We start from the raw sequence: 14,005 nt of genomic DNA, 5'->3' as shown, positions 1-14,005 counted from the left end.
GGTGATCCAGTTCAGGCCCCGGATCCGGGCGCAGGGCGATTTCGAGGGAGCGGAGATGGCGTGGTGCGGGGCGCCACCAGCATTGTCCGATTGGCTTGCGCGGTGGAACACTGATCCCGCGCAGGCCGTCATGCTTGCCTTGATGCTCGGCTTTGGCTTCTGGCGGCTCTCCACGCGGGGGGCAGTCAGCGGGCGATACGTGACGTTCTCGGGGGCCTGGGTCGCGCTGGTCATCGCCTTCGTCTCGCCCCTCTGCGCGCTGACGGCCGCCCTGTTCAGTGCCCGCGTCGTGCACCACTTCGTCCTGGTGCTTGGGGCCGCGCCGCTTCTGGCACTCGCCTTCCCTGCGGAGAGATCGCGTAGCGTGGCGGCTGCCGCCGCAGCCTTCACAATGACGATGTGGGGGTGGCACTGGCCTGCGGCCTACGTCGCTGCCTACGACACCGTGGCAGGCTACTGGGCCATGCAGGTGATGCTTCTGGCCGCTTCGATCTGGCTCTGGCGCGCGCTGCTCGCCCCGGGCGCCGACGTGCTGACGAACCTCGTCGCCCTCGTTGCGGTGTCGGCAGCGATGGGCATGCTCGGGGCGCTTCTTGCCTTCGCTCCCGCGCCGATCTATCCGCCGCATGTCGCAACGACCGAAGCCTTCGGCCTCACGGCCCTGGAGGATCAGCAGCTGGGCGGGCTGCTGATGTGGGTGCCGGGCCTGCTGCCGTTCGCCGCGGCGGGGCTTCTGCTCGCGCGTGCGCGGTTCCGTAATCTCGCCGCCGAGCCGGCGGCATGACCGCGCTGATGGTCGGCACCAAGGTGGTGCACATCGCTGCCCTGATCGTCTGGTGTGCGGGGCTCGTGATGCTGCCGCTCGTCCTCTCCCTGCACAGGCCAGGGGCGGACCAGGACCGGTTCAACCGCGTGCGCGTCCTCACTCATGCAGGCTACACCCAGCTGCTGACGCCGGCTGCCGTCATCGCTGTCGGAGCAGGCATCGCGCTCATCTTCCTCCGCGGCGTCTTCGCGCACTGGTTCTTCGCCAAGATCGTGTTCGTGTCGCTCCTCGTCGCTCTGCATGCGTGGACGGGCCATCTTGTGGCGCAGATCGGCGAGCATCGCGAGAAGCATCGATCGCCGCATGGAAGTCTGCTGGCGGCCGCCAACGTCGCGGTCATGACAGCTATCCTGACGCTGGTGCTCCTGAAGCCCGAGATGGACGAAACGCTGCTTCCGCAGTGGCTCCGCACGCCGCTCGGCTATCCGCTCGGCTTCGAACTGCCGACCTGATATTCGAACACGAGCTTCCCGCCATGCCACCCCGTCAAAGCGGTCATCCCCATCGCGAGAGCAGAGATCAGCAGCCCGTAGGGAAGCACGGCCTCGTCTGCTCCGGAATGCAGCCTGTAGCCCCAGTTGAGGCCGAGGATGGAGAGCAGCGTCATCGCGATGACGAAATGGGTCCAGCTCGCAGCGCGCAGCCTGATTCCAGGCACCATGAGGAGCTCGACCGTTCCGACCAAGCCTGCGAGCAGCCCGATCAGGAACGCCGCGCCGGCGGCCCAGATCGCTGCCCGCGCCCAGAATGCATCGCCCGTCCACAGGTAGAGAGCATCAGTCCCGAAGGTGCAGAACGCAAGCGCCACAGGAAAGGCCACGAGCATCGCGTGAATGGGGTGCCCCGCTATGGCAATGCGGGATTCTGTGATGCTGTAGTGCGGGATCAGCGCGATGGGATCCTGCAGCCGTCCGCGCCGGGGCGGCCCGTTTCCGCTGTCGCGCCGCCGGTCGTCCGTCATCGGAGGCGCGCCCTTGCAGGCGCGGCCAGCCGCCTCCTCGCTGCGCTGGCCTTGCTGTCTCTCGCGGCGTGCGGCGGTGCGTTGTCCACGCTCGATCCCTCCGGTCCGGCTGCGGCGTCGATCGCCATGATGTGGCGCGTGATGCTGATCGGTGCAACCGGCGCGTTCGCTCTGGTGATGGTCCTGCTTGCGGCAGGCTTTCTCCGCCCGGGTGGGGGGGCGCCGGTATCGGTCGGCGCCTGGCTCGGCTGGGGCGGTGTCGGCTTCGTATCGACAGTCCTGCTCGCCTTGCTGGCCTACGCATTCACCGTCGGGTTGCGCCTCGCGCCGACCGCCAGCCCAGGCGGTGTGACGATCACTGCGACAGCAGAGCAGTGGCGCTGGCGCTTCGATTACGGCCCACTTCGGTCAGGAGGAACCGAAGCCATCATGGTTCTCCCCGCCGGGCGGCCCGTTGTCGTGCAGGTGACGGCGAGGGATGTGATCCACAGCTTCTGGGTGCCGAGGCTTGCGGGAAAGATCGATGCCATCCCCGGCCATGTGAACCGCCTCCGGTTGCAGGCCGCAGCTCCCGGGGAGTACGCAGGTGTCTGCGCCGAGTTCTGCGGTATCGGCCACCGCTCGCATGGCTTCATGGTGCTCGCGCTCGATGAGCCGGGATGGAATGCTTTCGTTTCGGGCACCGACCCCGACGAGCTCTCTCCCTGGACGCTGCGATGAGCGGGGACGCTGAGCCAGCCGCGCAGCCCGATTTGAGGCTGGAGCTCGCGCGAACCTGGTCGACGCCCCAGGGGTGGTGGGGCGTCATCGTCAACGTAAACCACACCGATCTCGGCAAGCGGTTCATGGCCGCGGCCGCCTTCTACTTCTGCGTCGCCGGCATTCTCTCGATGCTCATCCGTGCGCAGCTCGCGAGTCCGCGCAGCGCCTTCGTCGGCCCGGAGATCTACAACCAGATCTTCACCATGCACGGCACGCTGATGATGTTCATGTTTGCCATACCGATGTTCGAAGGTCTGGCGCTCTACCTCCTTCCGAAGATGCTCGGCGCGCGCGACATGGCCTTCCCACGGCTCACCGCCTATGGCTGGTGGTGCTACGTGTTCGGCGGAATGATCCTGCTTGCCTCGATGCTCGTGGGCAAGGCGCCGGATGGCGGCTGGTTCATGTATACGCCGCTCTCCTCGCGAACCTACACGCCTGGCATCAATGCCGATATCTGGCTGCTCGGCGTCACCTTCGTCGAGATTTCCGCCGTGTGCGCCGCGGTCGAGATCACCGTCACCATCCTGAAGCTGCGTGCGCCCGGCATGTCGCTCGACAAAATGCCGCTGGTTGCCTGGTACCTGCTCGTGACCGCCCTGATGATGGTGTTCGGCTTCCCGCCGCTGATCCTCGGCTCCGTGCTGCTCGAGGTCGAACGCGCCTTCGGCTGGCCATTCTTCGACCCGGCGCGCGGGGGTGACGCGCTGCTCTGGCAGCATCTCTTCTGGCTGTTCGGCCACCCGGAAGTCTACATCATCTTCCTGCCTGCGGCGGGCGTGATCTCGACGATCATTCCGGTCATGGCGCGAACCCGCATTGTCGGCTATGGCTGGATCGTAGCGGCCATCTTCGCGCTGGCCATCCTCTCCTTTGGGCTGTGGGTGCACCACATGTTCACGGTGGGCATTCCGCATATGGCGCTTGCCTTCTTCTCGGCAGCTTCGACGCTCGTCGCCATCCCCACAGGGATCCAGGTCTTCGCCTGGCTTGCAACGCTCTGGCAGGGGCGGCCGGAGCTGAAGCTGCCGATGCTCTACCTGCTCGGCATGTTCGTGGTGTTCGTGATGGGCGGGCTCACGGGCGTGATGCTCGCGGTCGTTCCATTCAACTGGCAGGCGCACGACACGGCCTTCGTCACGGCCCACCTGCACTACGTCCTCGTCGGCGGGTTCGTATTCCCAATGCTTGCCGCCATCGCATACTGGCTTCCGCACGTCACCGGGCGGCAACGCCTGCCGCGGCTGGGCGAGGCGGCGTTCTGGCTGATCTTCGTCGGCTTCCACGCCACGTTCTTCTTCATGCACATCGTCGGGCTGATGGGCATGCGCCGGCGCATCGACACCTATCACGCCGAGACGGGCTGGACGCTGATCAACGCGCTGTCCTCAGTCGGCAGCTATGTGATGGCGTTCGGCTTTGCGCTGTTCCTGGGCGACTGCCTGATGCAGAGGTTCGTCAAGCGCCGGGCGGCCGCCGACCCGTGGGGAGCGACGACCCTCGAATGGGCCATGGCGATACCACCGCGTGCCTACAATTTCGTCAGCCTGCCGAGCGTACGCAGCCGCGACCCGCTCGCCGATGAACCAGGGCTGACGCAGCAGCTGAAGCGAGGCGAGGGGTACCTTGCGCGGGTGCGCGAGGGCCTGCGGGAGACACTTGGCGTCGAGACATCGACCGGTCGCATCGAGCAGATCGTGGTGCTGCCCGGCAATTCCGCGCTGCCCTTCATCATGGCACTGGTGACGGGAGGGTTCTTCCTGTCGATGCTGGCCGGCCTCTACTGGATCGCTCCAGCCCCCGTCCTGGGCGTGGTGGTACTTGCGTGCCGGTGGGCCTGGCAGGGTGGTGCGCGCGCGGACGTCGGGCCACTGCAGATCGGCCGCGGCGAGCGGGCGCCACCCCACCCCGAGACGACATCGACGCCCGGCTGGTGGGGAAGCGTGTTCACCCTCTGCGCGGACGCGACGTTCTTCGCATCGCTCGTGTTCGGCTTCGCCTTTCTCTGGGTCGTTGCACCGAACTGGCCGCCGCCGGCCTGCATCGGCTCGATCTCAGTGGAAGCCGCGATCGGCATTGCCGCGCCGATGCTCGCCGTCGTCGCTGTCTCCTTTGCCCGCGCCGCCCTTCGAAGGGGTGCGCTGGCGCGTGCCATGGGGGCCTGCATGGCGGCGGGGGTGCTCGTCTTCGTGGCCGCCGCGGGCGTTGCTGCCATCCCCGTGCTTGGCAAGCTGCCGGACGTGACGGCCCATGCCTATGCGGCGGTGGCCGGCGCCATGCTTGCCTATCTGGCGCTGCACCTCGTCATCGCCTTCGTGATGCTCGGTTTTGCGGCGGCGAGGCTGCGCGCGGGCTATATGTCGGCCCTGCGCATGCACGAACTCGCGATCGTCGAGCAGTGGACGCGCTATGCCGCCGTGGTCGCTGCAATCGTGCTCGTAATCCTGCTTCTGTCGGGAGCGTGCCGGTGAGTGCCGTTTTCGCCTTGTCCGCCGCCTGGCTCGTCTGGGCCGCGGCCTTCGCGGCACTCTACGCGCTGCACGGGCTTGGCTGCGCGATCGGCGCAGATGAGCGAAGCGTCGGGCCATTGACGCAGCTCCAGGTCATGATGGGCGTGGTCTGGATCGCCGCCTTGGCCGGCTCGGCCGGCATCGTGCTCGCTCTGTGGCGCGGCGCGGAAGCGGCACCGGGTGGCGTGCCGCGGAGGCTGCTGCGGGCGAGCTGGATGGCCGCGCTCCTTGCCATCTTCATCACCGGCCTGCCACTCACGTTTCCCTCCGCCTGCGTCTGACACATCGCCACTCCGCTCCGGTTTTCTCCACACTCCTGCAACGCCTTCGCCAGAGGCGCGTTGGGCATTGAGATGAACTGCGCATTGCGGGAGGCCGGAGATGTCAGCACGCCAGGGTGATCGAACAAGCACGACCACGGGATCGCGCTTCTGGTCTGTCGTGCACGGCATCATCCTGGTGCTGATCGGCCTGCTTGGTACGGCACAGGCAGCGCTTGGAGCGTGGCTTCTCTGGCTCGGCGGTATGCCGATGCATCTTGTGTGCGGGCTCCTGCTTGTGCTCGCCGCATGTCTCGGCTGGCAACGCCGAGGTCCCGCCCCCTTCATTGCCTTGGCCGTTGCCGCGATAGTCGCGATCGCGTGGGCCCTGGTTGAGATCGCCGGCAAGGGATGGATGCCGAGCTGGGGCTTCGATCTCGCCGGCCGCGTGGGCCTGGTTCTCGCACTGCTTGCCGCAGCCTTCGGCGCGTCCATCATGGCACGCTACCCCGCCCGGCACCCGCTTCGATGGGGTGTCGGCATCGGCGCCGCGCTGTCGCTCACCGGCGTAGCCGTCCTCGTCGCCCTGCTGTGGGAGAGGCCTCAGGCGCCCGCGGGCACGATGGCGGGCTCCAACGGCGCAGCGCCGTCCGGCGATGCGCCCGTTGCGGAAGAATGGCGCGCCTATGCCGGCTCGCCGCTCGGGCAGAGCTTTTCCGCCGCGACGCAGATCACGCCTGGCAACGTGCATCGTCTTCGCGAGGTCTGGCGCCACCGCTCGGGCGATCTGCCGCCGAACGAGCGCGTCTTCTTCTCCTCGCAGAACACGCCGCTCAAGATTGGCGACACGCTCTATCTCTGCACCAGCAGCGCGCAGGTTTTCGCGCTCGATCCAGCCTCCGGTTCGCAGAAGTGGCACTTCAATCCCGAGACGCCAGCAGAGACGATGGAATCGCTCTTCAGCGTCGCCTGTCGCGCCATCGGCCATCATGGCGCGCCGGGGCCGGATCCGTGCAGTGAGCGCGTGTTCGTCGCGACGGCCGACGGCAGGCTGTTCGGCCTCGATGCGCGCACCGGTTCGCGGTGCCAGGGCTTCGGCCAGAACGGCATCGTCAACTTGACCGAAGGCATGGGGCTTCGCGAGCCGGGCTTTGCCTCGAACACCTCGGGCCCGACCGTCGTCGGGGATCTGGCGATCATCGGCCAGCAGGTCAGCGACAACCAGCGCCGCGATGCTCCCTCCGGCGTCGTCCGCGCCTTTGATGCGCGCAGCGGTGAGCTCGTCTGGGCCTGGGATGCGCATCGGGCCGATCCGCAGGCGCCGCTCGCGCCTGGCGAGATCTATCCGCGTGGTACGCCGAATGTGTGGACGGTGATTTCCGCCGACCCCTCGCTCGGCCTCGTGTTCCTCGCGACAGGCAATCCCGGTGCGGACCACTGGGGCGGTGACCGTACGGAAGATGAGGATCGTTTCACCGCCGCGATCGTCGCCGTGGAGCTCGAGACCGGGCGGACGCGCTGGTCCTTCGCCACCGTCGACCACGATCTCTGGGACTACGATGTCGGCGCGCAGCCGACCGTCGTCGACCTTCCCATCGATGGGACGACGCGCCGCGCCGTGGTCGTCGCGACCAAGACCGGTTCGCTATTCGTGTTCGACGCCGCAACGGGCGAGGCGCTTCGGCCGATCGAGCGCCGGCCGGCGCCGCAGGGCGACCTCCTCACCGGCGAGCGCATCGCGGCCACCCAGCCACACTCGACGTTCTACCCGAACTTTGCCGGGCACCCTGGCGCCGGGCCGGAGACGATCGATGCGCGCCATGCCTTCGGTGTCACGCCGATCGATGCTGCCTGGTGCCGCATCCAGTTCCATCGCATGCGCTATGAGGGGATCTTCACCCCACCGACGACCGAGGGCCTCGGCATGCTGCTGTTTCCCGGAACCGTCGGCGGCCTGAACTGGGGCGGGATCGGGGTTGATCCGTCTCGCCTCGTCGTCATCACCAACAACAGCCGCCTGCCCAACCAGGTGCTCATGGTGCCGCGGGCGCAGGTGGAGGATGTCGCCGTTGGCGACGGCGGTGCACGGCCCGACCAGAAGACGGCACCCCAGGCCGGGACGCCCTACGGCGTGCAGCGGCCGATGTGGCTGTCGCCGCTCGACGTTCCCTGCATCGCGCCGCCCTGGGGCTATGTCTCGGCTACCGATCTGGTCTCGGGGAGGCTCCTGTGGACGCAGCCGCTCGGAACCGGGTTCGACACCGGGCCGCTTGGCATTCCGACGATGCTGCGCATTCGCGTCGGCACGCCGAACCTCGGCGGCCCTCTGATGACGGCGACGGGGGTAACGTTCATCGCGGCCGCGCAGGACAACTACCTTCGTGCATTCCAGACGGAAACCGGGCGTCTCCTCTGGTCTGCGCGGCTGCCGGCGGGCGGGCAGGCGTCTCCGATGACCTACATGCACGAGGGGCGGCAGTATGTGGCGATGGTTGCGACCGGGCATCAGCGGTTCGAGACGACGACCGGCGATCACCTCGTCGCCTTCGCGCTCGACGCCGAGGCACGCTGAGCGGCGTTCACAAGCTCTTGTGTGGATCGCCCGCGCATTCGCCACAAGGTAAGGCGGGGTACGAGCGCAGGCACTGGCGCCGTCGCGAGGGCGCGTACTGGGCCGCAATCCCGCACATGGTGGTGGATTGACGGTGATCGTCCCGCGGTTTCCATCATCGGCCACGACCCGGCCTGAAGGGATTTCCCACGTGCCCAGACCACGTTGCACACTCATCGCCTGATGCCTGTGCGATGTTCCCCGTCCCTGTTGCGCCTGGTGCGGCCTTTGTTGGTCGCTTTCATGGTCGCCGCGCTCCTCGTCTGCGTTGCACAGGTGGCTGCATTGGCCCAGGGCATCGAGCGGTACACGACCGAGATCGTGGACACAGGCGATTCGGAGATCGATGACGCCATCACGGCGTCCTCGCTTCTGGTCAGCCTTCAGGCGGAGCCCATCCCGTCTGCCGCGATCCTGATCGCCCGCGCACGAGCAGATGCCGAACGCGCGGCAACGGTGCTTCGCGCACTCGGCTATTTCGACGGGTCGGTGCGTGTCACGTTGGCGGGGACGCCGCTCGACGACGTCTCGCTTCCGGCGCGCCTCGCAGGCGCCTCCGGGCCGATTCCGGTGGTGATGACGATCACCTCGGGCCAACGCACCCGCATCGCCCGTGTTGCCGTGCTCGGCCAGGATGAGAGGCCGCTCGAGGCCGGCTTCACCGCCGAACGTCTGGCCGAGGTCGTCGATCTGACAGAAGGTGCCCCCGCGCGCGGCGCCGATCTCCTTGCTGCGGAGAACAGGGTCCTTGCAGCCTTGCGCCAACGCGGCTTCGCCCATGCCGAGACGCTGCCGCGCAGCCTGGTGCGCGACCCGGCGACGGCAACGCTTTCGGTGACCTTCCGGTTCGATCCTGGCTCGCGCGTACGCATCGGGCGCATCACCGTCGAGGGGCTCGATCGTGTCGAGCCCTCCCTCGTCGCCGCACGCGTCGCACCGAGCGAGGGCAAGCTGCTGACGCCCGCGGAGATCGAGGCGACCCGGCGATCGCTTCTGGCGCTCGGAACCTTCGCGGTCGTTCGCGCGCGCGTCGCCCCGGAGCGTCGGGCGGATGGCGTTGCCGATGTCACCTTTACCGTCACGGAGCGGCTGCCGCGCGTCGTCAGCCTTCGCGGCGCCTATGCGAGCAGCGAGGGCGCCTCGGTCGGTGCGAGCTGGGCACATCGGAACCTGTTCGGCCGTGCCGAGCGGCTGGAAGTGAGCGGCGAGGTCAGCGGCCTTGCCGAGCGCGGCTTCGAGGATCTGGGCTACCGGCTCGGGCTCATCTTCACCAAGCCGGATACGTTCCGGCTCAACCAGACCTTCTCGTTCAACGCCGCGGTGCTCCGCGAGGTGACGGACGCGTATCGGAAGGAGAGCGTGGGCGGGGGCGTGATGATCCGCCGGCCGCTCATCCCGTTCCTCACGGGCGGCCTCGGCGCCACGCTTTCCCAGAGCCGGATCACGGAAGCCGGTGTGACGAACGACTACACGCTGCTCGGCCTGCCGGCCACAGTGCTGTGGAACGACACCAATGACGGGCTCAACCGAACACGCGGCACCCGGGCAGAAGCGACATTGACGCCTTATCCCGTCGCCATCGGCTCGGTCAGCGGCCTGACCACTCTTCGCGTCGATGCCTCGCACTACGCCTCCCTTGCATCGGAGGCGCGCACGCTGCTTGCGCTTCGCGCCCAGTTTGGTGCTGCATTCGGCGCATCGACCGACGACCTGCCTGCCGACCTTCGCCTCTACGCTGGCGGCAGCGGAACGATCCGCGGCTTCGCCTACCAGTCCATCGGTCCACTCGATGACAGTGGCCGGCCCCTCGGCGGTTCCACCCTCCTCGCGGGAACGATCGAGGTTCGCCAGCGCATAACCGAGCAGTGGGGCGTCGTCGGCTTCGTCGACAGCGGCGGCGTTGGCGGCAATCGCGCCCCAGAATGGCCGGACCGGATCGCCACAGGCGTCGGAGTAGGCGTGCGCTACTACACCGCAATCGGCCCGCTCCGCGCCGATATCGCCATTCCCGTATCGGGGAAGCGGGAGGGCGATGCGGGCTGGCAGGTCTATTTCGGCATAGGGCAGGCCTTCTGATGCGCCCCGATATCCGCCGCGCGGCGCGAATCCTCCTTCGCGTCGTTCTGGCCATCCCGGTTGCACTTCTGGCGCTGGCACTTCTTCTCGTCGCAGCGTTGGAAACCACGCCAGGCCAGTCGCTTCTTCGCGCGGCCATCGTGCGGACGGCGGGGATCGAGCTTGCGGGCCTGGAAGGCTCGCCGCTGCGGCGGACGACGCTCTCCGGCCTCGTCCTGCGCGACGAGGATGGCCCCTGGCTGAGCATCGACCGCGTCGCGCTGGCGTGGAGCCCGACGGCACTGTTCCAAAGGACGGTGAGCATCGACATGGTTGAGATTGCCGGGCTGGCGCTTCTGCGCATGCCCCGCACGACAGCGGAGAGCGACGACGTAACGCCCGCGCCCGCCACGGCGGGGAGCGACGCGCTGCCAGTGTCCGTGCGCGTGGGCGAGCTTCGCGTCGTTGGCGCGCGCGTTGCCGCCGCACTTCTCGATGCCGAGGCCGATGCCCTTCTCGATGGCGAGGCGCGGCTTGCCGTCGACCGGGACCTTCGCGGCAGAGCCAGCGCATCCATCGCGCTCTCGGGTATCGGGGAGGGGCGCGTCGCGCTGGAGGCAAGCCGGGCCGACACGATCACGGCACGGTTGACCGTCGCGGAGCCGCAAGATGGCTTCGTCGCGCGTCTTGCCGGCCTGCCTGCACTCGGTGCGCTCGAGGTGCAGGCGAGCCTCGATGGCGCTGTGGATGGCGCAACCCTCGATGCAAGGCTGGGCTTCGGCGCAGGCCTCTCGGTGACGGCATCGGGCGTTCTCGATACGGTCGGCTCAGGCAACGACATCTCCGTGTGGGCGCGGGCCGAGGCGACTGCTCTCGCAGCGGCGCTCGGCCAGGCGGCGACTGTCGAGGCGGTCGATGCAGCGTTCCGGCTCACTGGCGCGCTCTCCTCGCCGTCCGTCGAGGGAACCCTGACCGCGCCGAGCATTGGCGCCGGCGGTGCACGGCTCTCGAGTCTCCATGCCGCTCTGTCGATGCGGCCTGAGGGGGCTGCGCGGCGCATCGAGGTGGATGCGACGGCGGCGGAGATCGTGCCACCCGATCCCGTCGCACCACTTGGCGAGACGCGTCTGACCGCCTCCGTTCGGCTTGAGGGCGATGGCGCTGTGACCGTGCAAGCCCTTCAGCTCGCCTCGCAGAAGGCAAGCTTGACCGCTGAAGGAATGCTGGCCCCTGGCGGCAAGCCATCGGGGACGGGGCACGTTTCCATCGACGCACTCGGTGCGCTTCTGCCGACGTTCGGAATCGACGGATCGCTCGACGCACGTGTCGCGACCGCGGCAGATGGTGCCCTTGCCATCGATGCAACGCTTCGCGACGCGGCAGGGCCCGAGCCGCTTGCCGCATTGCTCGGGCCCCTCGCGACGCTGAGTGCCACGGGCCATATCGCGCCGCATCCGCGCATTGACCGCTTCAGCGTGCAGGGCCAGGCCATCGAAGCGCGCGGTTCCGGCGCGCTCGCCGAAGAGATCGCTCTCGACGCGACGATCGAGCTTCCGGTCCTCAACGCGCTCGCCGAGCATCTGCACGGATACGCGACGGTACGCCTCTCTGCATCGGGCGCGATGGCAAACCCCACCATCGCGCTTGCCCTTTCTGCGCCGCGCATCGGCGTTGCGGGTCTCCCGGAGGGTACGCTGACGGTGGACGCGACCGTCGCCGATGCTCTCACGGCGCCGGATGTCACGGCATCGGCGTCCGGCTCGCTCGCAGGCGATGCACTTGCACTTTCATTGCGGGTGCTGCCTCAGACGGATCGGCGGCTGGACATCCCCGAGGCGCGCTTCAGCTGGGGGGACATGCGCGCGAACGCCTCTGGGGCGATCCTTCCGGATGGACGTCCGAACGGAACGGTCTCGCTTGCCGCGCCTCGATTGGAACCACTCGGCCGCCTTCTCGCCCAGCCGCTCGCGGGCTCGCTCACGCTCGAGGCCACTGCGCGGCCGGAAAGATCGGGGGTTGCTGTGATAGTGTCGGCGGACGCCGCCGGCGTCTCGGCTCCGGGCGTGCGCGTCGAGGCACTGTCGCTGCGTGCGCGCGCAGAGGGCGAGCTTGCCACGCCTGACATCGAAGCAACGCTCGATGCGCGCCGCGTCGTGGCAGGCGGGATCACGACGGCGGCAAGGGTCGAAGCCAAGGGGCGGCCGGACGATCTCGCCCTGACCGTCGCTCTCGACGGTGCGGCCCATCGGCTGCGAGCGGAAGCCCGGTTTGCCGCCGCGACGGCGACGCTTCGCCTTGCATCGCTTGCCGGCCAGTGGAAAGGCGAGACCGCACGCCTTGTCGCGCCCGCAACCATCACGCTCGCCCCCGTGCCGGGCGTGGACAGGCTCGCGCTCGCGCTCGGCAGCGGAGGGCGCGTGGAGGCGAGCGGAATCGCAGGCGAGCGGCTCGACCTCAGCCTCTCGGCGCGACGCCTGCCGCTGTCTCTCGCTTCGCTCGTCGCACCCGAGCTGTCCGTTACCGGAACGCTTGATGCGACCGCGCGCATCACCGGTACGCAGAGCGCGCCTGAGGGGACGGCAAGGGTGACCGTCCGTGGCGCCGGGCTTCCAGGGACGCCGCGTGCGGACGTGGATGCCGAGCTCGCTCTGGCAGGGGCGGAGGCGCGCGCGACCGGGCGCATCCGGTCCGGCAGGAACGCCGATCTGCGTTTCGATGTCGCAGCCCCGATCGCCGACCCGCAGGCCGGCCGCGGCAGCCTTGCGGGAACGATCGCGCTCGCGCTGCTCGACCCGATCCTGGCTCCTGCCGGGCGCGAAGCACGCGGGCGCCTGCTTGTCGACCTGCGGCTGCAGAACCGCCAGCTCGGCGGCTCGGTGCAGATCGCCGATGCGAGTTTCAACGATTCCCAACTCGGCTTCCGGCTCGACGGGATCGCGGGGCGGATCGACGCGGAGCGTGACAGGCTTCGCTTGGATGTCGGCGCCCGCGCCGGCGAGGGGCGACTTGCTCTCGCCGGAACGGTCTCGCCGCTCGATCCGGCCATCCCGGTCAACCTGCGCCTGACGGCGAATGACGCGACGGTCGTCGTCGGCAGCCGGCTGAGCACGCGCTTCGACGCCGATGTTGGTGTCGAGGGGGCGGTCGCGCAGGGCCTTGTCGTGAGGGGACGGATCGACGTCGAGCGTGCCGATGCGCGTCTGCCCGAGCGGCTGCCCGCCAACATCGTCGCACTTCCGGTCGAGGTCGTCGGCCAAGCCGCAGCCGCGCCTGCGCCTGCGCCGGCGGACATGCCGGTTCCGATCACGCTTGACGTCACGATCGATGCGCCGCGCGCGGTGTTCGTGCGCGGCCAGGGGCTTGATGCCGAGCTTGGTGGCAGCCTGCGTGCGACCGGGCCCGCCACGGCCCCTCGGCTCGACGGCACGTTGAGCCTGCGCAACGGCACGCTGTCGCGGCTGGGCCAGGAGTTTCGGTTCCGACGCGGAACCATCGTGTTCGATGGAGCTGCCGGGTATGACCCGACGCTCGATTTCGAGGCCGCCCGGCAGCTCTCCGACATGACCGCGCTGATCCGCGTCGGCGGCCGGCCGAGCGCACTGACGGTTACGCTCGCCTCCGATCCCGAGGCTCCGTCGGACGAAGTGCTGTCGCGTATCCTTTTCGGGAGGGCGCAGAACTCGTTGACGCCATCGCAGCTCGTCCAGCTCGCCTCCGCGGCTGCCGAGTTGGCGGGCCTCACCGAGCCTGGTGGCGGAATTCTCGACCGCGCGCGCCAGCAGCTCGGCCTCGACAGGCTGTCAGCGGGGACGAGCGATGATGGCGGTGGCCAGGTCGAGGCAGGGCGCTACGTCGCCGACGGCGTCTATGTCGGCGCGCGTCAGCGGACCGATGGGTCATCCCAGGCGACGATCCAGCTCGAGGTGCTTCCTGGCGTACGGCTCGAGGCGGATATCGGCGGCGAGAGCAGCGACCGCGTGGGCGCGTCCATCGGGTTCGAGTACTGAACCCGCTCGCCGC

General features: G+C 68.6%; 9 protein-coding genes. 8 read left to right on the top strand and 1 reads right to left on the bottom strand.

Annotated features, from left to right (window positions below):
- The first annotated feature begins 130 nt into the window (after positions 1-130).
- Together FIF60_RS02340 and FIF60_RS02335 are read left to right on the top strand one after the other, a co-directional pair.
- Positions 131-784 (top strand): cytochrome c oxidase assembly protein, encoded by a 654-nt coding sequence (locus tag FIF60_RS02340; protein ID WP_239451462.1) that lies wholly within the window; start codon positions 131-133, stop codon positions 782-784.
- A complete protein-coding gene (locus FIF60_RS02335; RefSeq protein WP_144183447.1) occupies positions 781-1,278 on the top strand; it encodes a CopD family protein in 498 nt (165 codons plus the stop codon). The genes FIF60_RS02340 and FIF60_RS02335 overlap by 4 nt, the downstream gene beginning before the upstream one ends.
- Here FIF60_RS02335 and FIF60_RS02330 read toward each other — a convergent pair.
- Positions 1,248-1,652 (bottom strand): DUF2231 domain-containing protein, encoded by a 405-nt coding sequence (locus tag FIF60_RS02330; protein WP_239451461.1) that lies wholly within the window; start codon positions 1,650-1,652, stop codon positions 1,248-1,250. The two genes, FIF60_RS02335 and FIF60_RS02330, sit on opposite strands and share 31 nt — an antisense overlap.
- A gap of 3 nt (positions 1,653-1,655) precedes the next feature.
- Here FIF60_RS02330 and FIF60_RS02325 point away from each other — a divergent pair, with 3 nt between their 5' ends.
- The 6 genes from FIF60_RS02325 to FIF60_RS02300 all read left to right on the top strand — a co-directional run bounded on the left by FIF60_RS02325 (position 1,656) and on the right by FIF60_RS02300 (position 13,992).
- Positions 1,656-2,507 carry a cytochrome c oxidase subunit II gene (locus FIF60_RS02325; protein ID WP_239451460.1) on the top strand — a complete coding sequence of 284 codons (852 nt, stop codon included), beginning with the start codon at positions 1,656-1,658 and terminating at the stop codon, positions 2,505-2,507.
- The gene (gene ctaD / locus FIF60_RS02320) at positions 2,504-5,020 is read left to right on the top strand and encodes a cytochrome c oxidase subunit I (RefSeq protein ID WP_144183443.1); all 2,517 of its coding nucleotides are present in this window, start codon (positions 2,504-2,506) and stop codon (positions 5,018-5,020) included. Before FIF60_RS02325 ends, ctaD begins: the two co-directional genes overlap by 4 nt.
- Positions 5,017-5,340, top strand: coding sequence for a hypothetical protein (locus FIF60_RS02315; RefSeq protein WP_144183441.1), 324 nt, complete (start codon positions 5,017-5,019; stop codon positions 5,338-5,340). The genes ctaD and FIF60_RS02315 overlap by 4 nt, the downstream gene beginning before the upstream one ends.
- A gap of 100 nt (positions 5,341-5,440) precedes the next feature.
- A complete protein-coding gene (locus tag FIF60_RS02310) occupies positions 5,441-7,891 on the top strand; it encodes a pyrroloquinoline quinone-dependent dehydrogenase (RefSeq protein ID WP_144183439.1) in 2,451 nt (816 codons plus the stop codon).
- 282 nt (positions 7,892-8,173) lie between these two features.
- A complete protein-coding gene (locus tag FIF60_RS02305) occupies positions 8,174-10,006 on the top strand; it encodes an autotransporter assembly complex protein TamA (RefSeq protein ID WP_158639027.1) in 1,833 nt (610 codons plus the stop codon).
- Positions 10,006-13,992: a translocation/assembly module TamB domain-containing protein gene (locus FIF60_RS02300; RefSeq protein ID WP_144183435.1), complete on the top strand. Its 3,987-nt coding sequence runs from the start codon at positions 10,006-10,008 to the stop codon at positions 13,990-13,992. Before FIF60_RS02305 ends, FIF60_RS02300 begins: the two co-directional genes overlap by 1 nt.
- Positions 13,993-14,005: the final 13 nt, after the last annotated feature.

The sequence above is a fragment of the Elioraea rosea genome (genome assembly GCF_007644105.1).
Classification (GTDB): Bacteria; Pseudomonadota; Alphaproteobacteria; order Acetobacterales; family Acetobacteraceae; genus Elioraea_A; species Elioraea_A rosea.
This window is presented reverse-complemented; position numbering and strand designations above follow the sequence as displayed.